This is a genomic window from Levilactobacillus muriae (assembly GCF_045862015.1).
In the GTDB taxonomy this organism is placed as follows: Bacteria; Bacillota; Bacilli; order Lactobacillales; family Lactobacillaceae; genus Levilactobacillus; species Levilactobacillus muriae.
This window is the reverse complement of record NZ_BAAFRU010000005.1, coordinates 109,090-130,081: the sequence shown is the minus strand read 5'-3', so window position 1 is coordinate 130,081 and position 20,992 is coordinate 109,090. Positions and strand designations below refer to the sequence as shown.

At 48.6% G+C, this 20,992-nt stretch carries 21 protein-coding genes; 2 read left to right on the top strand and 19 right to left on the bottom strand.

Going from position 1 to position 20,992, the window contains the following annotated elements; all coding sequences use genetic code 11:
* Positions 1 to 260 precede the first annotated feature (260 nt).
* Positions 261 to 857: an ATP-dependent Clp endopeptidase proteolytic subunit ClpP gene (gene clpP, locus ACKTSF_RS04870; RefSeq protein WP_020088218.1), complete on the top strand. Its 597-nt coding sequence runs from the start codon at positions 261 to 263 to the stop codon at positions 855 to 857.
* Positions 858 to 1,076: 219 nt separating this feature from the next.
* Here the strand turns inward: clpP and whiA are convergent, their stop codons facing one another.
* From whiA to ACKTSF_RS04795, 15 genes are all read right to left on the bottom strand, one after another.
* The gene (whiA, locus tag ACKTSF_RS04865; RefSeq protein ID WP_407887146.1) at positions 1,077 to 2,015 is read right to left on the bottom strand and encodes a DNA-binding protein WhiA; all 939 of its coding nucleotides are present in this window, start codon (positions 2,013 to 2,015) and stop codon (positions 1,077 to 1,079) included.
* A 4-nt stretch (positions 2,016 to 2,019) separates the two neighbouring features.
* Entirely contained in the window at positions 2,020 to 3,033 is a 1,014-nt protein-coding gene (locus ACKTSF_RS04860; RefSeq protein ID WP_407887144.1) for a gluconeogenesis factor YvcK family protein, read from the bottom strand.
* Positions 3,030 to 3,914, bottom strand: a complete 885-nt coding sequence (gene rapZ, locus ACKTSF_RS04855) for an RNase adapter RapZ (protein ID WP_407887143.1) — start codon at positions 3,912 to 3,914, stop codon at positions 3,030 to 3,032. Before rapZ ends, ACKTSF_RS04860 begins: the two co-directional genes overlap by 4 nt.
* A gap of 271 nt (positions 3,915 to 4,185) precedes the next feature.
* A complete protein-coding gene (locus tag ACKTSF_RS04850) occupies positions 4,186 to 4,728 on the bottom strand; it encodes an HdeD family acid-resistance protein (protein ID WP_407887141.1) in 543 nt (180 codons plus the stop codon).
* Positions 4,729 to 4,883: 155 nt separating this feature from the next.
* Positions 4,884 to 7,733, bottom strand: coding sequence for an excinuclease ABC subunit UvrA (gene uvrA / locus ACKTSF_RS04845; RefSeq protein WP_407887139.1), 2,850 nt, complete (start codon positions 7,731 to 7,733; stop codon positions 4,884 to 4,886).
* 21 nt (positions 7,734 to 7,754) lie between these two features.
* Positions 7,755 to 9,761 (bottom strand): excinuclease ABC subunit UvrB, encoded by a 2,007-nt coding sequence (gene uvrB, locus ACKTSF_RS04840; protein WP_407887137.1) that lies wholly within the window; start codon positions 9,759 to 9,761, stop codon positions 7,755 to 7,757.
* A 263-nt stretch (positions 9,762 to 10,024) separates the two neighbouring features.
* A complete protein-coding gene (locus ACKTSF_RS04835; protein ID WP_407887135.1) occupies positions 10,025 to 10,546 on the bottom strand; it encodes an acetyltransferase in 522 nt (173 codons plus the stop codon).
* Between the two features lie 2 nt (positions 10,547 to 10,548).
* Positions 10,549 to 11,187 carry a YfbR-like 5'-deoxynucleotidase gene (locus ACKTSF_RS04830; RefSeq protein ID WP_407887133.1) on the bottom strand — a complete coding sequence of 213 codons (639 nt, stop codon included), beginning with the start codon at positions 11,185 to 11,187 and terminating at the stop codon, positions 10,549 to 10,551.
* Between the two features lie 146 nt (positions 11,188 to 11,333).
* On the bottom strand, positions 11,334 to 12,275 hold the full coding sequence (trxB, locus tag ACKTSF_RS04825) for a thioredoxin-disulfide reductase (RefSeq protein ID WP_407887131.1): 942 nt from the start codon (positions 12,273 to 12,275) through the stop codon (positions 11,334 to 11,336).
* A gap of 63 nt (positions 12,276 to 12,338) precedes the next feature.
* Positions 12,339 to 13,244 (bottom strand): UTP--glucose-1-phosphate uridylyltransferase GalU, encoded by a 906-nt coding sequence (gene galU / locus ACKTSF_RS04820; protein ID WP_407887129.1) that lies wholly within the window; start codon positions 13,242 to 13,244, stop codon positions 12,339 to 12,341.
* A gap of 29 nt (positions 13,245 to 13,273) precedes the next feature.
* Complete coding sequence (locus ACKTSF_RS04815) at positions 13,274 to 14,287, bottom strand: NAD(P)H-dependent glycerol-3-phosphate dehydrogenase (RefSeq protein WP_407887127.1); 1,014 nt, start codon at positions 14,285 to 14,287, stop codon at positions 13,274 to 13,276.
* Positions 14,288 to 14,302: 15 nt separating this feature from the next.
* Entirely contained in the window at positions 14,303 to 15,166 is an 864-nt protein-coding gene (lgt, locus tag ACKTSF_RS04810) for a prolipoprotein diacylglyceryl transferase (protein WP_407887125.1), read from the bottom strand.
* A 5-nt stretch (positions 15,167 to 15,171) separates the two neighbouring features.
* Entirely contained in the window at positions 15,172 to 16,107 is a 936-nt protein-coding gene (hprK, locus tag ACKTSF_RS04805) for an HPr(Ser) kinase/phosphatase (RefSeq protein WP_407887123.1), read from the bottom strand.
* A gap of 89 nt (positions 16,108 to 16,196) precedes the next feature.
* The gene (locus ACKTSF_RS04800; RefSeq protein ID WP_407887121.1) at positions 16,197 to 16,568 is read right to left on the bottom strand and encodes a phage holin family protein; all 372 of its coding nucleotides are present in this window, start codon (positions 16,566 to 16,568) and stop codon (positions 16,197 to 16,199) included.
* Between the two features lies 1 nt (position 16,569).
* Positions 16,570 to 16,908, bottom strand: coding sequence for a PspC domain-containing protein (locus ACKTSF_RS04795; RefSeq protein WP_407887119.1), 339 nt, complete (start codon positions 16,906 to 16,908; stop codon positions 16,570 to 16,572).
* Between the two features lie 548 nt (positions 16,909 to 17,456).
* Here ACKTSF_RS04795 and ACKTSF_RS04790 point away from each other — a divergent pair.
* Positions 17,457 to 17,624, top strand: a complete 168-nt coding sequence (locus ACKTSF_RS04790) for a hypothetical protein (protein ID WP_407887118.1) — start codon at positions 17,457 to 17,459, stop codon at positions 17,622 to 17,624.
* Between the two features lie 178 nt (positions 17,625 to 17,802).
* On the opposite strand, the gene phoU is transcribed toward ACKTSF_RS04790, so the two are convergent.
* From phoU to pstA, 4 genes are read right to left on the bottom strand one after another with little or no spacing between them, the layout of a single operon-like run.
* On the bottom strand, positions 17,803 to 18,480 hold the full coding sequence (phoU, locus tag ACKTSF_RS04785; protein ID WP_407887116.1) for a phosphate signaling complex protein PhoU: 678 nt from the start codon (positions 18,478 to 18,480) through the stop codon (positions 17,803 to 17,805).
* A gap of 11 nt (positions 18,481 to 18,491) precedes the next feature.
* Positions 18,492 to 19,250, bottom strand: coding sequence for a phosphate ABC transporter ATP-binding protein PstB (gene pstB, locus ACKTSF_RS04780; RefSeq protein WP_407887114.1), 759 nt, complete (start codon positions 19,248 to 19,250; stop codon positions 18,492 to 18,494).
* Positions 19,251 to 19,267: 17 nt separating this feature from the next.
* Positions 19,268 to 20,056 carry a phosphate ABC transporter ATP-binding protein PstB gene (gene pstB / locus ACKTSF_RS04775; protein ID WP_407887244.1) on the bottom strand — a complete coding sequence of 263 codons (789 nt, stop codon included), beginning with the start codon at positions 20,054 to 20,056 and terminating at the stop codon, positions 19,268 to 19,270.
* Between the two features lie 49 nt (positions 20,057 to 20,105).
* Complete coding sequence (pstA, locus tag ACKTSF_RS04770; protein ID WP_407887242.1) at positions 20,106 to 20,990, bottom strand: phosphate ABC transporter permease PstA; 885 nt, start codon at positions 20,988 to 20,990, stop codon at positions 20,106 to 20,108.
* Positions 20,991 to 20,992 lie beyond the last annotated feature (2 nt).

The following is a 20,992-nucleotide window of genomic DNA, read 5'->3' as shown; positions in this document are numbered from 1 at the left end:
AAATAAATAGCGCAAACGCAAGTGGTTATTTTCTTAGCGTAACCGGTCATTTTCGGTGATAGAATACGTGACGTTTGGCCAAACTCTGGTATGATAGTTCTAGTCAAATGGTTGTGGGCGTGAATGCAATCGCGCCAAAATAAGGGTTAAAAAACGAAGTCATATTGTTTGACCTACTTTGACCATAGCGGTACACTAACAACATGTTAGCAAAACGCTAGCCATTTCTACGTTAAATTAATAAGGGAGGCTATCTTGTCATGAATTTAGTACCTACAGTTATCGAACAATCATCCCGTGGCGAACGGGCCTATGATATCTATTCACGACTTTTAAAAGACCGGATCATTATGCTCTCCGGCCCAATCGAAGATGACATGGCAAACGCCATCATTGCACAACTGCTCTTCTTGGATGCTCAAGATTCCACCAAGGACATTTCACTTTACATTAACTCACCAGGTGGTGTGGTCTCTTCCGGCCTAGCCATCTACGATACCATGAACTTCATCCAATCCGACGTTCAAACAATTACGTTGGGGATGGCAGCATCCATGGCCAGTGTCTTGGCTTCATCTGGGACTAAGGGCAAGCGGTTCGCTTTGCCTCACGCCCAAGTCTTGATTCACCAACCATCTGGTGGTGCTCAAGGTCAACAGACTGAAATCGAAATTGCCGCTCGTGAAATCTTGAAGACGCGTGAACTGATCAACAAGATTTTAGCCGACAACTCCGGTCAACCTGTTGAACGGGTCAACAAGGATACTGAACGTGATAACTACTTGAGTGCTCAAGAAGCCGTCGATTATGGTTTAATCGACCACATCATGACGAACAGTAGCGAACAAAAGAAGTAAACGTGTTTTCTATGAATCACCTGACGACTTCTGTCGTCGGGTGATTTTTTTTGTTGCCCACACTTAGACTAACTGTTGATACCTGCGGCTGGCAGAAATCCCATCGCCGTGGTAGCCCGCAGTCCAATTAAAAAAGGCCGTAGTCCGACATCAACGTCCAACTACTGCCATTTTAATTTACGTTACTTCATTTTTAATGCAATCAGTCACAGCAAAGAATTAAGCTGAAGCCTCTTCTCTCAACTGTTTGGCATAGTCGTTGATCTTCCGCAAACGGTGGTTGATCCCGGACTTGGAAATCGGTCCACCCGGAACCAAATCACCCAGTTCTTTCAGACTAACTTCCTTGTGTGCCAACCGGGTCTCGGCCACCTCACGTAACTTCACTGGCAATTGACTCAGGCCAACCGTAGATTCGATGAACTGAATATTATCGATCTGCCGGGTCGACGCATTGGCTACCTTATCCAAATTAGCGTTTTCGCAATTAACCAGTCGATTGACGGAGTTCCGCATATCCCGCATGATCCGAATATCTTCGAACTTGAGCATAGACGTTGTCGCCCCAATCAAGGACAAGAAGTCCGCAATTTCCTCAGCGCTCTTCAAATAAGTGATATAGCCACTCCGACGCACAATAGTCCGCGCGTTCAGGTTGTAACGATTCATCATATCGGCAATCATCTGGTTGTGCTCTTCATATAGAGAGTAAATTTCCAAATGGTACCGACTGGTTTCAGGATTATTAACCGATCCCCCGGCCAGAAAGGCGCCGCGCAGGTAAGACCGCACGGACATGTCGGAATCCAAAATATCGTCTGGGACCGACTCTAACAATTGCATCCCGTCAAAGATACCCAGGTCGGATAAAACTTCCGTCACGCCTGTCTTGACCCGCACAATGTACAGGTTGTTTTTCTTCAGTTTCATCTTGCGCCGCACGAGCAATTCGCTTTCCAAGTCGTAGAATTGCTTAAGTAACTGGTACATCCGCCGAGCAATGGCGGGGTTTTCCGTCTGAACGTTCAGCACGAAATGGTGGTTTGCTAACCCCAAGGCCCCGTTCATCCGGATCAGCGCAACCAGCTCGGCTTTGGCGTTCTCACGGTGGACCTCAAGGGTCGTTAATTCTTTCTTCACTTCACTGGCATACGACATTTCGTTAAAGCCTCCGTTTCATCCGATAACGCGGCTGGCCAATCAAGTTCAAGAGTTCATGAACGACCTCTTGCCCGTTGTGAAAAGCCCCATTATCGCGTAATTCAAGAAAATCCGTCGAAATGACCCGGCACCCCTGATCACGGAGTCCCTGGAAATCATGACGCACTGGCTGAGACATTTCGTCCCACCGTTGATAATCAATATACTGGTCAGGCACCTTACGCGTGTTGACGAGTACGGTATCAATAAAGTTTTCGTTTAGATGTTGATTCAGGACGCGAACGTGATCGGCATCGGTAAAGTTCTCAGTTTCACCCTTCTGCGTCATGATATTGCAGATATAAACGACTTCCGCTGGACTTTCCTTTACAGCCTTGCCCACACTCTCAATCATCAGGTTAGGCAGAATACTGGTAAATAAGCTCCCGGGGCCCAACACAATCTGATCGGCATCCATGATGGCATCGATCACTTGTTGAACCGCGTGTGGTTGATCATGATGGTCACTGGTTTCCACCCACACCCGTTTGATCAGCTTGTGCGCTGCCGTGATCTCAGACTCGCCACGCAACGTACTGCCATCGGCAAACTGCGCATGCAATTCCAGTGGCTCGTTTGCAGCCGGGTAAATATGGCCGTTGACCCGCATCAATTGAGAAAGTTCTTGGACAGCATCAAAAATACCGCCCCGCATCTCCGACAAGGCGGCAATGATTAGGTTTCCAATGGCGTGGCCAGCAAAGAAATCATCCGTCGTTTCAAATCGGTATTGAAATAAATCCTTATAAATGTCCGGAACTTCGGCAAGCGCCACCATGACGTTTCGAATATCTCCAGGCGGCACTACGTTAACGTAATGCCGAATAATTCCTGAAGAACCCCCGTCATCAGCAACCGTCACCACCGCAGTAATATCAACATCGCGGTCGCGAAGATTGCCTAAGATAACTGGCAAGCCAGTTCCCCCGCCAATGACCACAATTTTGGGCCGGCGGGTACGCAATGGATCTCTCATGATCGGTTAGCAGACTCCTTTCGCTTCTCAATGTCGCGATGGGTCATGTGAACTGGATACGTGTTCCCCAGTGCCTGACCGATACGTGTTGCCAAGGCGACGGATCGATGCTGACCACCCGTACACCCAATAGCAATGGTAAGGTTGGCCTTACCTTCTTTTTTATAGCCCGGCACGATAGTCGTGAGGAGCTTGATAAACTGTTCATAGAATTCTTCAGTCTGCGGTTGTGCCATGACGTAGTCGTAAACTTTCTGATCCTTACCCGTTAGATTCCGTAATTCTGGAATGTAGTAGGGATTGGGAAGAAAACGGACATCCATTACGATATCGGCATCGATGGGTAGTCCATACTTAAACCCAAACGACATGACCTCAATGTGAAAGACTTGCGCGGACTCGGTCTCGTAATTATGGAAGATTTCTTCCCGTAACTTACGTGGGCTCAGCGAGGTCGTATCAATGACCAATTGTGCTGCCTGCCGAATTGGCGCCAACAACCGCCGTTCACGTTGAATGCCTTCCATGACGCGACCATTTCTGGCCAGTGGATGGGAACGCCGGGTCTCCTTGTAGCGGGAAACCAACTCCTCATCCGATGCATCTAGGAATAAAACTTGTGCGTTCATGGTCCCATGGACCGCCACATCGTTCAACATCTTGACGATTTCATCGTAAAATGCCCGGGACCGTAAATCGATGACCAGGGCAATCTTTGAAAGTTTGCCAGATTCACGGACCAAATCCCAAAACTTAGGGAGTAACGAAGGTGGCATATTATCAATACAGAAATACCCCAAATCTTCAAAGCTCTGCATGGCGACGGTCTTCCCGGCACCACTCATCCCAGTTATGATGACTAAATGGATTTCATTTGTCATGGCTCTCCTCCAGCTTCTTTTAAAAACGTCTTTAAGCAGTATAACACACCGGGCGTGTCTTTCCCTAACAATTCCCTTAATTTCCAAAAAAGAATGCCTAAGTTGGTGCTCACTTAGCGCGCTTAACCATCCTAACATCAAAGTAGTCGTGCTTAACCTTCGGAATCTCTCAGTTCTCCCCTTTCAAAAAAGCAGCCATCTCAACCTTACTCGGTCAAAACGGCTACTCAAAGTTCTATTTAAGACTGATTTTATCAGACAAGCTGACTCTTTACCGACTACGGGCGATGGAAATCCAGATGGCGTTGATCCCAAAGATGGCAAAGAAGATCGCAATCAGGCCGTTCAGCGATAAGGCCGCCACTACGGGGTGAACGAACAACATGATCCCCACGACTAAGGCCAACACATCAAAGATGATCGACAACCAAAAGTAAACGCCACCGAAACTTCGCAGGTGACTGGCAACCAGTAAACGTTCTAACGAATCAACGATAAACCACAATGCAAACAAGTACCCCAGGGTGACAATGGCACTGTTCATATCGAAGAAGAACACCACGGCAATCAAGATATCTAAGATGCCCAATACTAAGGCAAAGTTGGCTCGAAACCCCGTCGCTTCATGAAGCTTGCTGTATCCTGCAATTGTTGTCATCCCACTCAGTAAGGCCATGATGGCAAAAATAATTGCTAACCCGGTCAATCCAATTTTAGGAGAGCGGAAAAGTCCAAACGCAGCAACTAGGAATAAAATGCCAAGAATAAATTCGCTCCAGTCAAAACCCCAACGGGTACGATTCAAATTAAACATTGTCTGTATCTCCTCACAACTTCGGTCAAGTGTTGACCGGTTTCCAACTATTGTACTGGTTTTCGACAAGGTAAACAAGTTCACTTAACTAAAATAAGCGTTGGAACCGCCATGCAGCAGTCTCAACGCTCTAATTTACAATTTGGTAACGTTGGTTAGGCGTCCTCTTCCGTTCGTGCCTTATCCCGTTTCAAGACGGGCTTCAGGTACTGACCCGTATAGCTGTTCTTCACTTCGGCCAACTCTTCTGGTGTTCCGGTTGCCACGACGTTTCCGCCGGCTTCCCCACCTTCAGGACCAAGATCGATCAAGTGGTCGGCCGTCTTGATTACATCGAGATTATGTTCGATGACCAAGACTGTATTTCCCTTGTCTACCAAGCGATGCAACACTACCAATAACCGTTTGATATCATCGGTGTGTAACCCGGTCGTCGGTTCATCCAAGATATAGAAGTTCTTCCCATTCTGCTGCTTATGCAGTTCGGAAGCCAACTTCATCCGTTGGGCTTCCCCACCGGACAAGGTCGTCGCGGGTTGGCCCAACTTTACGTAGCCCAGACCCACGTCCTGAATCGTTTGGAGCTTCCGGGTAATCTTTGGAATGGCTTCGAAGAATTTCAAAGCTTCACTAACCGTCATGTCCAGCACATCGGCAATGTTCTTCCCCTTGTATTCGACTTCCAATGTCTCGGAGTTATACCGCGTCCCATGGCAAACTTCACACGGAACATAAACATCGGGCAGAAAGTTCATTTCGATCTTTAAGATCCCATCCCCGTGGCAGGCCTCACAACGGCCACCCTTGGTATTAAAACTAAAGCGACCCTTCTGATATCCTCTAAGCTTGGCATCATTGGTCTGCGCAAACAGTGTCCGTACGTCGTCAAAGACTCCGGTATAGGTCGCAGGATTACTCCGCGGCGTTCGACCAATGGGACTCTGGTCAATATCAACCAGTCGCTCAATGTTCTTCACACCAGCAATACTCTTGTATTTCCCGGGTTTTTCCGAGTTACGGTTCAGTTTCTGGGCCAACGCCCGCTTTAAAATTGTGTTAACTAGTGTGGACTTCCCGGAGCCAGAGACCCCAGTCACGACGACAAATTCGCCCAGCGGAAAATCAACCGTGATATCCTTCAAGTTATTCTCAGCAGCCCCAGTCACCCGGATGGTTTTCCCGTTACCAGTCCGACGTTCCAATGGAACCGGAATGTAGCGTTTGCCCGCCAGATACTGCCCCGTCAAGGACTTCCGAGAACGCATGACTTGTTTAGGTGTTCCGGCGGCCATCACATGTCCCCCGTTTTCACCGGCACCAGGCCCAATATCCACGATATAGTCGGCAGCCCGCATGGTATCTTCGTCATGTTCCACCACGATCAGTGTATTCCCGAGATCGCGCATCTGTTTCAGTGACGCAATCAACCGATCGTTGTCCCGTTGATGCAACCCGATTGAGGGTTCATCTAAAATATACAGAACCCCAGACAAGTTAGACCCAATCTGCGTGGCCAATCGAATTCGTTGGGCTTCCCCACCGGATAGAGTACGCGCGGAACGACTCAGCGTCAGGTAGTCCAATCCCACATTCCGTAAGAAGGTCAATCGATCCCGAATTTCTTTCAAAATAGGTTGCGCGATCACTTTATTTTGTTCGCCAAAGGTCAAGTCCTTGAAGAAGGCCAATTCCTTATCAACGGACAACTCAGATACAGCACCAATGTGTTGGTGATTGATCTGAACACTGAGGGCTTGTCGATTCAACCGATAACCGTGACAGGTCTGACAAGTCAATTCAGCCATGTACTTACGCATGACGTCGCGAGTAAAATCGCTATTCGTTTCTTTGTAACGACGGTCCACGTTGGGCACGACCCCTTCAAAAGCTACGTCAACATCACGAACCCCGCCAAAGTCATTTTCATAGTGAAAATGGAATTCTTTACCGTCAGATCCGTAAAGTACGAGCTGTTGATCCGCCTTTGACAAATCCTTAAATGGTGTGTCCAAGTCCACATCAAAGGCATCGCAAGCCTGTTCCAGCAACGCTGGATAATACTGCGAGCTAATTGGATTCCAGGGCGCTAAAGCCCCTTCGCGTAACGTCTTGGTCTTATCAGGAACCACGAGATCTAAGTCGACTTCGAGCTTGACCCCTAACCCATCACAATCTGGGCAAGCCCCGAATGGCGCGTTGAAGGAGAACAAACGTGGTTCCAACTCACCCACCGTAAACCCACAGACGGGACAAGCATAGTGTTCGGAGAAAATCAAAGGTTCCCCGTCGATCACGTCAGCAATTGCATAACCCCCACTCAACCGTAAAGCGGCCTCAAAGGAATCAAACAACCGAGAACGGATGCCATCCTTGACCACAATCCGGTCGATGACAATCGCAATATCATGATTTTGATTTTTATTTAATTCAGGTACATCGTCCAGATCCATGATGTCCCCGTCAACTCTGACACGGACGAAACCTTCACGCCGAATCTTCTCAAAAATCTTCTTGTGTTGTCCCTTTTTGGCCCGCACGATAGGTGACAATATCTGAAGCTTTGTCCGCTCGGGGAGATTAAGCACTTGATCGACCATCTGCTCGACACTCTGGCTGGTAATCTCCGTACCATCGTTGGGACAGATAGGCGTTCCGACCCGCGCCCACAGTAGTCGCAAGTAGTCGTTAATTTCGGTAACGGTTCCCACCGTTGACCGAGGGTTCTTCGAGGTCGTCTTTTGGTCGATCGAAATAGCTGGACTGAGACCATCTATGGAATCCACGTCCGGCTTATCCATTTGTCCCAAGAACTGACGCGCGTACGATGACAGACTCTCCACGTACCGGCGTTGGCCTTCAGCGTACAATGTGTCAAAGGCCAGAGAACTTTTCCCTGAACCGGACAAGCCACTGATCACAACCAATTTATTCTTTGGAATAGTGACGTCGATGTCCTTTAAGTTATGCGCTCTGGCACCATGAATCACGATTTTATCGTTTAACACTTAACATTCTCCTTACTCGACCTAATCTCCGATCTCGGTCTTCATATCCATGACGGTATCCCGTAGTGAAGCGGCCTGTTCAAAGTCCAGCTTCTTAGCAGCGGCACGCATCTCGTCTTCCAATCGGGAGATTAACTTGCGTTGGTCATCCTTGGACATATCTTCAAAGTCACTCGAAACGAAGTCATCCTTTTCGCCCTCGTGATCGTTCTTTTTCGTCACCGCAATCAAGTCACGGATTGGTTTAATAATCGTTGTTGGGGTAATGCCATGTTCCTTGTTATAAGCCATCTGCACCTTGCGCCGGCGAGCCGTTTCATCCATCGCGGCCTGCATCGACGCCGTCACAGAATCAGCATACATGATCACTGACCCGTGAGAGTTCCGTGCCGCCCGACCAATCGTTTGAATCAACGACCGTTCGTTACGCAGGAACCCTTCCTTATCGGCATCCAAAATGGCCACCAGAGAAACTTCGGGAATATCGATTCCTTCCCGCAACAGGTTGATGCCGACTAAAACATCGTACTTACCCAGCCGGAGGTCTCGCATAATCTGTGTCCGCTCCAACGTCTTGATATCGGAATGCAGATAAGCGACTTTGATCCCCAAGTCCTTCAGATAATCGGTCAAATCTTCCGACATCTTCTTGGTCAGTGTCGTGACAAACGTCCGCTCGTTGGCCTCCACTCGCTTATTGATCTCGCCCACGAGGTCATCCATCTGACCCATAATTGGCCGGACTTTGATGGTCGGATCGAGCAAGCCGGTTGGCCGGATAATCTGTTGAACCACGTGATCGGTCTGCTCGTGCTCATAATCACCGGGCGTTGCGGACATGTAGATCACCTGATTAATATGTTGCTCAACTTCAGACAGTTTCAGTGGCCGGTTATCCAGCGCACTAGGCAGTCGGAATCCGTAGTCGACTAGTTGTTGCTTCCGCGCACGGTCCCCATTGTACATCCCGCGAACTTGCGGCATGGTCACATGAGATTCATCGACCACCAGCAAGAAATCTTTAGGGAAGAAATCTAGCAGCGTGTACGGTGGCTCACCAGCCTGACGACCATCCATCCAACGTGAATAGTTTTCGATACCGCTGGTATAGCCCATTTCACGCATCATTTCCAAATCATAGGTCGTTCGTTGCTTGAGCCGTTGCGCCTCCAGCAGCTTACTCTGACCTTCCAATTCGGCAACTCGATCCTTCATTTCACCTTCGATGCCCGCCGTGGCCTTAGCCATAATGTCATCGTTCGTCATAAAGTGGGTCGCTGGAAAAATAGCCACGTGCTCACGGTCAGCCACGATTTCACCGGTCAGCGAATCCACCTCACGAATCCGGTCGATCTCGTCCCCAAAGAACTCGACCCGCAGTGCTCGGTCGTCACGCGACGCTGGAAAGATTTCGACCACGTCTCCGTGGACCCGGAACCGGCCCCGTTGGAAATCATAATCATTTCGTTCAAATTGAATGTTCACAAGTTTGCGGAGCAAGGCGTCCCGCTCAATCTCTTGGCCCACACGTAGTGAAACCACGTGGTTCTTATATTCAGTTGGGTCACCCAACCCGAATATGGAAGAGACGGAAGCCACGACGATGACGTCGTTTCGTTCTAGCAGTGAACTCGTTGCTGAGTGCCGGAGCTTATCGATTTCATCATTGATCGACGAATCTTTTTCAATGTAAGTATCACTCGAGGGTACGTAGGCTTCCGGTTGATAATAATCATAATAACTGACGAAGTATTCCACAGCGTTATTCGGAAAGAACTCCTTAAATTCCCCATAAAGCTGGCCCGCCAACGTTTTGTTGTGGGACAGAACCAGCGTGGGCTTGTTCACATTCTTAATCACATTGGAAATCGTAAACGTCTTTCCAGTCCCGGTGGCCCCCAACAGTATCTGGGCCTTCTCATGCTCATTGAGCCCCTTAGTGAGCTGTGAAATTGCCTCTGGCTGGTCACCAGTTGGCTGGTACTTCGAAACCAAATCAAATTTACGGTCCGATTGTCGATCAATCATGGCATAACCTCCCTACCAAATCTCTAGTTTACTTTAGATTTTCACCAAACTACGGCATAAGCCGGCTGTCTGTTCGTTACCGATAAGCCACTTCACATCCACAATAATTGTGAACCCGATGTGCCAACAAAACACTGCTGCACCGCTGTTTGACGACAGAAAATCTTTTTACTCATCAGAAAAGATGGGAAACAATCCGTTTCCCATCATGCTCAAATATTCTACCATACCGAACATACTTTCGCCAGTTTGACGCTCTATGCTCAGAATTTATCCTGATAGATGGTGACGTTAGCTGCTCGCTCACCACGAATGACTGTCGTCGTATGAATCGACTGAAGTTGCTGGCTTTCCCAGAATTGCTTCATTTGGCGATCGCCCATAAAGACGCTGAGCTGTAATTGAACCGCCCCAGCTGCCCGCAGCGTCGCTACCAAGCTGTGATAATAGTCAGCCGCTTGCTCGGTCGCTAACTGCTTGTCGGTCATCCACATCCCCAGCCAAACTAGACTAGGAAGGGGATAATCAATGATCAGATCCACCAAAACGACCAGCTGATCATCCTTAAAAATCCCCAAGTAGGCCTTTTGATCCGGCATCGCATTCATGGGAACGTCGGTGACGTCCTGAATCGCTTCGTTCCGAGTGACCGGATGATCTTGAAAGTGATTAAAATAGTCGGGATGGGCCGCCTGAAAACTATAAATTAAATCGTCATCCTCGTGCGTCAATGGCCGCACCGTGGCACCCATAATCGTCTGATTCCAAACTTCAGCTAATTTCATGCTTAATCTCCTTGCTTCAACAAATTGTCCGTCAACGTGGCTAGCTTCTGACGATCACTAAAGTCAGCCGCTAGCATCTCTGGTAACACCGCCGCCAAGAAGTACTGTACGCAGGCCATCTGGTTGAATTTCAAGATCGTCGTTAGACTTTCCCGGTAAATTTCGGTAAAGACGGGTTCCGGATTCCCCTTCTGAATCTCACCAAATGATTCATAAAGCAAGTCTACCTTATCAGCCACAGAAAGAATCTGCCCTTCCAAGGTATCATCCTTTCCCTCACCCAAGCGTCGCGTATAGGCCGCCTGGAATTGCTTGGGAATTTCATTTTCAATAAAGTTAGCAGTCAGCGAGGACTCCACATCGGCGAGCATCTGACGCAACTGTGGCGTGGCGTACTTCACAGGCGTCTTGATGTCGCCAATGAATCGCTCTGTATAATCGTGATTCAAGGATTTTTCGTAGAGCAACCGCCAATTCACTTCGTTCCCAGCCTGTTCTTCAACGTCACCAAGAAACTGTGCGACTTCAGCCACCTTAAACGAATGGGCGGCTACAGAATGCTGCTCAAATTTAAAGTAACCCGGCGCACGATCGATTGTTTCCAGATCACTCAGGCTTTGTAAAAATTGATTCATCCCCATGTTTAACACTCCTCGATTTTAATTTCTATATATGTACAGATGAACCCAGCTGCCGCAGCAATACTGATGCCCACCCTGACACGCTCATCAAATTTCTAAAAAAAGCGGAAACCACCCCAATGAGGTTGTTTCCGCTACATCGTCCATTATTGGGCGGAAGCTGCCTTAGCCTTCAAGTCTTCCAGAAAACTGAAAGCTTCTTGGCCAGCAATCCCACCGTCCCCAACGGCAGTCGTAATCTGCCGCAAGGTCTTTTGCCGAACATCACCGATAGCAAAGATACCAGGAACAGCCGTGGCCATCCGGTCATCGGTCTTGATCCAGCCCTTATCATCAGTAACACCCAGATCAGTGAAGGCCTCGGTCATTGGTAAGTTTCCCACGTAAATGAAGACCCCACTTGCCGCAATCTCGCCAGTTTCACCAGTTTGGTTGTTCTTCGTAGCCACACCAGTCACCTTCATCTCGTCACCCAAAACCTCAGTAACGTTAGTGTTCCAGACAAAGTTAATCTTATCATTCGCGAATGCTCGGTCCTGAATGACCTTTTGCGCCCGCAATTGGTCGCGCCGAACGACAACAGTTACCTTGGAAACGATCCCTGCCAAGTAGAGGCTTTCTTCAACGGCTGAGTCACCACCGCCGACAACCACGACTTCGCGATTCTTAAAGAACGCCCCATCGCAGACCGCGCAGTAAGACACACCACGACCACCAAATTCATTTTCACCAGGAACGCCTAATTTCTTATATTCGGAACCAGACGCGATCAGTACGGCACCGGCACTGTAATCACCATCATCAGTCTTGACGACCTTGTGATCACCGTGATCTTCGATGCTTTCCACGTTGCCGTACGCAAACTCTGCGCCGAATTGCGTGGATCCATCATACATATCCTTTGCCAAATCTGGTCCGAGGACAGACTTAAACCCTGGATAGTTTTCGATGGCTGCCGTATTGTTCATTTGACCGCCGTAAATACCACGATCCAACATCAAGACGGACAGGTTAGCCCGTGAAGCGTATAACGCACCGGTCATACCGCCAGGACCCGCACCAATCACAATAACATCATAGTTTTTCATTTTAACGCTCCCTTCTGCTCTTAGCCTTTAGTGTACTTTACTATCAAAAAGGAAGTTTGTCACCTATTTTGACTTGTTGTTCTTTTCATCCTCAGCAGTCAGTTTAGCACCCATCTCTTCAATGTACTTCCGTAAGGGTTCTTTGGTTTCTGGATGACGCAGTCCGTATTCAATGTTGGTCTGCAACCAGCCAAACTTATTGCCGACATCGTAACGCTTACCCGTATACTCATGGGCAAAGACACGCTGAGTCTTGTTTAAGTTGTCAATAGCGTCCGTTAATTGAAGCTCATTTCCTAAGCCAACTGGTGTATTCTCCAAGGCCTCAAAGATTTCCGGCGTGAAGAGATACCGGCCAATGATGGCCAAATCGCTGGGTGCTTCATCGGGTTGTGGCTTTTCCACAAAGTTCGTGACATTGTACAATCCTGGTGCGGTCTCCTCGGAAGGATTAATAACCCCATACTTGGCAGTCTCTTCGTGAGGAACCCGCATAACAGCTAAGGTTGAAGCCCCAGTCTCGTCATACCGATTAATCAGTTGCTTAGTCAGTGGTACCTTACTATCCGTCATATCATCACCCAACATCACGACGAATGGTTCATCGCCGATAAAGGCCTTCGCCGTCAATACGGCATCCCCCAGGCCTCGTGGATATGGTTGCCGGATAAAGTACAAATTCATTCCAGTCGTTTCTTGCACTTGACGTAACATCTTTTCCTTGTGCTTAGCGGCCAGGTTGGCTTCCAATTCTGGATTGGAGTCGAAGTGGTCTTCGATCGACCGCTTGGACTTACCATCAACGATGACGATATCTTCGATGCCGGACTTCCGGGCTTCTTCGACGATGAATTGAATCGTTGGCTTATCGACGATTGGTAACATTTCCTTGGCTAACGCCTTGGTTGCCGGCAGGAAACGCGTCCCCAAACCAGCGGCTGGAATGACTGCTTTTCTAACTTTTCGCATAATTCTTATTCCTCCTGTATCCCCTGTAATTAAAATTCCGAACGGCCTTCACGTTGCATTAAGTCTGAAATTGCCTTACGGATATCTTTTCCTTCATAAAGCACTTGGTAAATGGCTTCGGTAATTGGCATCGAGACGCCACGCTTCTTGGAAAGTTCGTAAGCGGCCTTTGTCGTTGCCAAGCCTTCAATCACCATCCCCATATGATTGATCACGTCATCGAGTGCTTCACCGCGACCTAATTCGTCGCCGGCCCGCCAGTTCCGTGAATTTGAACTCGTTGCCGTCACGATGATGTCACCAACACCGGACAGCCCGATAAAGGTCATTGGATCGGCGCCAAATGACGTCCCCAAACGTGAAATTTCAGCCAAGCCCCGAGTCATCAAGGCCGCCTTGGCATTGTCGCCGTAGCCCAGTCCGTGTAAGGCCCCAGCACCTAAAGCAATAATGTTCTTCAACGCTGCCCCAATTTCGACCCCAATAATATCGGGGTTGGTGTAGACCCGGAAATAGTTTGTCATAAATAATTGTTGCGTATGCTTAGCGGCATCTAAGCTTTCACTCGCAGCTGTCACCAATGTCAGATCATGTCGGGCAACATCTTCGGCATGACTAGGCCCAGATAAGACCGTAATCGACTTGCGATTAGCAGCTGGAATTTCTTCGGCTAAAACCTGTGAGATCCGCTTGTAAGTCTTTTGTTCAATCCCCTTACTGGCATGGATCAGAGCTGGTTGATTCTTTGTCTTCTGTAAGATGGTGGCAACTTGTCCAGCAACCGAACGTACAGCCTTGGTTGGGACAACAAATAGGATTGTTTGAACCCCATCCAAAGCACTTGCCAAGTCGGAGTAGGCTACTAACGAGGGAGAAAACTTAAAATTTTTGATGTAGTGCGAGTTCGTGTGTGCCGTATTCAATTCCTCAACTTGTTTGGGATTGTACGACCAAAGCCGAACGTCATGCCCATTTTCATCCAAGACGCTCGCTAAGATTGATCCCCATGAACCGGCACCGAGTACTGCAATTTTCTCTGACATAGTAATGGATTCTCCTTATTTAGAAAGTTTAGATGACTCACGAAACGGGTTGCCATCCAGATAGGCTGCCGGGACAATTGCTTGTCGCCGACGGTAAATCCAGATGATTAGCGCACCAATAAACAAGATCACTGAAAGTAGCTGTGAGACCCGCAAGCCCCCGAACAACATCAGGCTATCCGTTCGCATCCCCTCAATGAAGAAACGACCAAATGAATACCACAGCACGTAGCTCAGGAAGACTTCTCCCTGCTTGAAAAGTCCCGGTGTGTGACGTAGACTCATCAACACGATGAACCCCAAGATATCCCAGGTTGACTCGTACAGGAAGGTTGGTTGCCGATAGGCGCCATTGATCAACATCTGATTGATAACAAAATTCGGCAAGTGCAGGCCTTGTAAGAAGGCCAAACTGGTGATGCGGCCGAAGGCTTCTTGATTCATGAAGTTCCCCCAGCGACCGATACCTTGCCCCATAATAACAGTGGGTGCAGCCACATCGAGCATTAGCCAGACGGGAATGAACCGTGACCGACAGAAAAAGAACACGACGAGCCCAGCTCCAATCAGGGAACCGTAAATGGCAATCCCCCCATCCCAAATGGCAATGATCTCACCAGGATGTTCGGCATAATACGACCACTGGAAGACCACATAATACGTACGGGCCGCAATCAGTGCCGCTGGTAACGCCCACAGAATCATATCGTAAATGTCGTCAGGATTAATTCCCCGTCGACGACCTTCGCGCACCGCTAGAATGACAGCAATGACGACCCCAGTAGCGATGATCACGCCGTACCAGTGTACAGCGATAGGGCCTAAGTGAATGGCGATGGGATTAAGCGCCGCCATGATTGGTGAAAAAATAACGCCCATCTCCCCTATTTATTTTGTGAGTTTTGCTTGATCAAACGATTCAAATTTTCATCGAATACTTTGGTAGCATCGTAGCCCATGGAACGGGCCCGGAAGTTCATAGCCGCGGCTTCAACGATAATGGCCAAGTTACGCCCAGTACGCACTGGAATGGTAATCTTTGGCACGACAACGTCGAAAAACTTCTGTGATTCACTGTTATTCCCTAACCGGTCGAAATGATTGTCATCTTTCCAGGCCTGTAAGTGTACAATGAGATCAATATCCGTTTCAGAACGGACTGCCCCGGCACCGAACAGGTTCATCACGTCGATGATCCCAATTCCCCGAATTTCCAAAAGGTGACTGAGGATGGCGGGTGCTGCCCCGACCAAGGTCTGTTCATCCTGTTGATAGACTTCGACCCGGTCGTCAGCAATCAACCGGTGGCCCCGCTTAACTAATTCCAAAGCGGTTTCACTTTTACCAACGCCGGAATCCCCGGTGATCATGACCCCGACACCATAGATGTCGACCAGGACCCCGTGAACTGACTGACGTTCGGCCAACTTACCTTCAAGAAAGTTCGTCATGTTACTCAAAACCCGCGAGGTCGTCAGCTTTGTTCCCAAGATCGGAATTTCAGCTTCCTCAGCGGATTGCTTGAGTTCTTCTGGTGGATCCAATTGGGTGGAAATCACGAACGCTGGCGTCTCGGGTTGACACATTTTCCGCATGACGTCGAGCATCTTCTCGTGGGTCATCCCTTTGGCAAAGGACGTTTCCGTAATCCCCAGCAATTGAATTCGTTTTGCTGGATAGTAGTTAAAGTACCCGGTTAATTCCAAACCGGGACGTGAAATATCACTGGTTGTAATCAACCGATCCAAGTGCTCTTCACCGGAATAAACATCCAAGCGATTCGCTTTCACAAGATCGGCCACTGTAACACTCTCTGGCATAGGAGTTCCTCCTTATTGCATAGTGAACTACCTTTAATTTTAGCACTTTACCTGGTTGACTCCTACCAAATTCGCCCGTATTGGGTAACTTAATTACGGATGAAATGATCACTGATGATTGCGTTAAATATTGACATAATTATGGCCACAAGTAATGTGACCCCAAATGAAGCGAAGGCAAAACTACTACCCACAAACCAAGACGTTAGTTCCAGCATGATGGCATTAATCACCACACTGAACAATCCCAGCGTCAGTACCGTGATTGGTAGCGACAAGACGAATAGAATCGGTCTAACCACGGCATTGAGTAGAGCTAGCACAAAGCTGGCCACGAGTGCGATCCAGATGCTCGAGACGTAAAAATCATTCTGAAAACCACCGGCGAGTGAACTTTGAAAGAACCCAGCGAGGGCCAGAAAAATGACGGCATTGACCAAAATACGTGTCCAAAAGCGCACATTAATCACCGTCCTTGTGAGAGTCCTTAACATCTTGCTCTGTCACATCGTGAATCACTTTACGCCCGCTATCCTTGGGTGCAGGACTCGCACCACGGAAGAGATCCCGAAAGTTTGGTCCCTCGCCTTCTGCACGTTCCTCTAACGGCATAAATGTGTATAAGATCACGTAAATCGCAAGGCCCAAGATACCGTGAACGAAGGGAATAGCGATGGTGACCAAGACATAGATCAACCGTAAGATATTTGCATTCCAACCAAAATGTTCGGCGATTCCACCCAACACACCGCCCAGTAGGCGATTAGTCCGTGAACGTGTAAATCTTTTTTTTGCTGCCATTGACGGCCACTCCTTTTTTTTAAATCATTAGATTTCCTTTTATGGCAAGAATAACGAAAGCGGCCACTGAAAGCAAGTTTCCAGTGACCGTTCCGTTAAATCTTCATCTTAGGTTAAGCTTTGGAGAGATACAGATGCTGGCTGACCGGGTAGGGGCAATCGGTGAGCGAATGTCCAAAGCCAAGGAACGGTCTCTGAACTTGCTTTGAGCCTCTATAAGCCGAGTTTCAAACCTCTCTAAGTGGTAAAGTTCACCACTTAGAGAACGTTCAACGCTGCGTTGATTGTCCCTACCCTCACAAATCGCTCGGTATCCCCGGTATCGTCAGCTTAGTCCCAGTATACTAATTAGACCTCTGAAGGTTGAAAGTCCCAATGCACCTAGAAAGGCCCAGCTAACAGAGATTTAATCCACAAAATTAGTCGAAAACTACCACCTGCGACTGCCAGAGATTCCGGTTATGATTTGTTTTTTAACATAACATCGAGGTGACAATTGCCGGACTGGCAACGTTAGTCCACGATAGTTGGTCACTGTCTACGTAGGCGTGAGTGAGCCAAATTTAGGCTCAGCCGTGGGATTTTCCAAGCGGGTTAACTTGGAAAATGGCGACTTTGAAACGCGGGTTGGGCGGTTCAAAGCGAGCTGGCAGACCGCTTCTCAGGCTGGCGGCGTCCTGCCCACAGCGTTCCAGCCTAAGTTTGGTGAACGGTAAGCCGGCTGGTTTAGACGACGCTGCCTAATTTTGGTCTCACTATCGTTGTTGCAACAGCCATGATGCATATTTTAGACCTTTTAACCTTCAGTTAAGCCTGTAATACCAAAACAGCAGTCCAATTGACTGCTGCTAAACGTGCTTCTATTGGGTGACTCAGATAAGAATGATTCGTCAGCTAGTTGGGACTGTCTGAATTAGCAGGATTAAGTTCGATGATCTCGCCAGACTTCAGGTAGACAATCCACTCACATACATTTGTCACGTAATCCCCGATTCGACTCAGGTCTTGCGCCACATTGAGATAGATGGAGGCCCCAGTCTCGAAGGCCGGATCCAGTCGCATTTGTTGATAACTATCTGCTCGAATCTGATGGTTCAACTGATCTAGCTTGCGATCGACTTCCGCAAGCTCACGCGCGCCATGCTCATCCTTGTTAACGTAAGCGGCCAGAACATCACGAATCATTTGCGTTGTGATCTGACTCATCTCACCGATCAATTGCTCGAGAACCGGAATCTTTTGCTTACTCCCAAATTTAATCGCAGAATGGGCAACATTTCTCGCATGGTCCGCTGCTCTCTCTAATTCCGAGACTGCTTTCAGGATCGTCACAATTTCCCGTAAGTCGGTGGTTACCGGTTGATACAACGCAATCATTTCAAAGGTCTTCTGTTCCAATGCAATTTCTCGTTGATTGATCTCGTGATCGTGGTCAATTAACTTCTGGGCCGCAACAGCATCGCGGTTCATAAAGGCGTCAACCGCCTGCTGCACGACCTCGCTGACCAACATGCCCATTTCCGTGAAGTCAGCGTCTAGCTCTGCCAACTCATCATCAAACAATCTGCGCATAACTTGCCTCCTTAACCGAATCGGCCGCTGATATAGTCTTCCGTCTGCTTTTCAGCGGGATTCATGAAAATATTTTTGGTTTGGTCCACTTCCACCAACTCACCGTTCATAAAGAAAGCGGTACGATCCGCAATTCGGGAGGCTTGTTGGAGATTATGGGTTACTATAATAATCGTATAATCGTGGCGTAAATTCAAGAGGGTTGTTTCAATTTGGCTACTGGAAACAGGATCCAAGGCGCTGGTTGGCTCATCCAAGAGGATAATTTCCGGTGACACGGCGAGGACACGTGCAATGCAGACCCGCTGCTGTTGTCCACCAGACAGGGCCAATGCACTCTCGTGGAGGTGATCCTTGACTTCGTCCCACACGGCAGCCTGCCGCAAGGATTTTTCAACGACCGCATCCAACTTTTCCTTGTCCTTTTCACCGGCGATCCGCAGACCGTAGATGACGTTATCGTAAATGGAGAACGGAAACGGGTTAGGCTGCTGGAACACCATGCCGATTTCCTTACGAATCTGAACGGTATCGGCACTCGGTGCGTAGAGATCCTGATCCTTAAACTTAATGGTCCCAGTAATCGTAACGTTCGGAATCAGATCATTCATGCGGTTGAGCGTCCGTAAATAAGTGGACTTCCCGCACCCCGATGGTCCAATCAGTGCCGTGATCCCCTTGGCATCAAAATTCAGATTGATGCCCTTCAAAGCTTCTTTATCACCGTAGTATAAATGTAGATCTTGGGTCGTTAAAATTTCCTTACTCATTTTCAATTTTCCTCCTCTTAACCGAAGTTCCCCGAAACGTAATCACTCGTGATCTGGACCTGTGGATTAGTAAATATATGGCTCGTGGTATCGTATTCCAATACCCGCCCCTGATTAAAAAATGCCGTATATTCACTGATCCGTCCAGCCTGTTGCATGTTGTGCGTGACAATAATGATACTGTAATTCTGCTTAAGTTCTAACAACGTATCTTCTAACTGACTGGTTGACACTGGATCCAAGGCACTTGCCGGCTCATCCAACAACAGAATGTCTGGCTTGACCGCGATGGCTCTGGCAATGCAGAGTCGCTGCGCCTGCCCCCCCGACAACGCCAGCGCGCTCTTATTCAAGTCATCCTTGACCTGATTCCAAAGGGCTGCCTGCTTCAGGGAGGTCTCAACGATCTCGTCAAGCTCATGCTTGTCGGTCGTCCCTCGCAGCTGTAATGCAAAGGCGATGTTATCGTAAATGGATTTGGCAAACGGGTTCGGTCGTTGGAAAACCATCCCCACGCGCCGCCGCATCTCGTAAACATCGATGCTTGGCTGATTGACATCGACACCACGGTACATGATACGTCCCGTCACCGTGGCAATTCGATCGTTCATCCGATTCAAAGACCGCAAGAACGTCGACTTTCCGGACCCGGACGGCCCAATCAACGCCGTAATTTGATTGCTGGCGAACCGCAAGTCCCCCTCGGAGATTGCTTCTTTCTTACCGTAATAAACGTGAAGATCCTCCGTGGACAAAATCGTCGGGTGTTCCGCATCTGCTGGCTGCACAATGTGGCGTTCCAACATTTCCGTGGTGCCCTGAACATCGTTACTTAAAAACATGGCTGACCCTCCTTTACGCTGACGTCAAACGCTTGTATAACCGCTTGCCTAAGTACCGGGCGGCAAAGTTGAACAGTAAGATGGCGAGGACCAACACTGCCGAGGAACCGGATGAAATTGCCTTGGCATCTGGCATGATCCCCTCGGAGTTGATCTTCCAGATGTGAACCGCCAACGTTTCGGCCGGCCGCATTGGATTCAATGGGCTGGAAATATTGAACGGATTCCAGTCGGTGAAGTCCAACGCCGGGGCGCTCTGCCCCGCAGTGTAGATTAAGGCGGCAGCCTCACCGAAGACCCGCCCAGCACTCAAGATGACCCCAGTCAGGATACTGGGGACAGCTGCGGGTAAAATGACGCGGGTGACCGTTTCCCACCGCGATAATCCCAGAGCCAGTCCCCCCTCACGCTGTGTTGTATCAATCGTCCGTAAGGAATCCTCGATGCTCCGCGTCAACAGTGGCAAGTTGAAGAAAGTCAGGGCAAATGCTCCCGAGAGAATCGAGAACCCCAATCTCAACTTAACGACGAAGAACAAGAAGCCGAAGAGACCAACCACCACGGATGGCAGTGAACTCAAAATTTCGATTGCCGTTCGGATCGTCGTCGTGACCCAATTATCTTTCGCATATTCATAGAGATAGATGGCTGCTCCCAACGCAATCGGAAAGGAGATCAGCATGGCCAAGATCAAGAGATAAAATGAATTATACAATTGAACGCCAACCCCACCGCCTTTTAGAAAGGCCTTTGCGGGGGCCGTCAGAAAGTGCCAGCTCAACTGTGGCAGGCCACTGACCAGAATATAGCCGAGGAGTGCCAACAAAATCAAGACAACTAACCCGGCAATGCCGTATAACGTCCCAATTGCCACTTTATTTTGCGTTTTTGGATTCATCA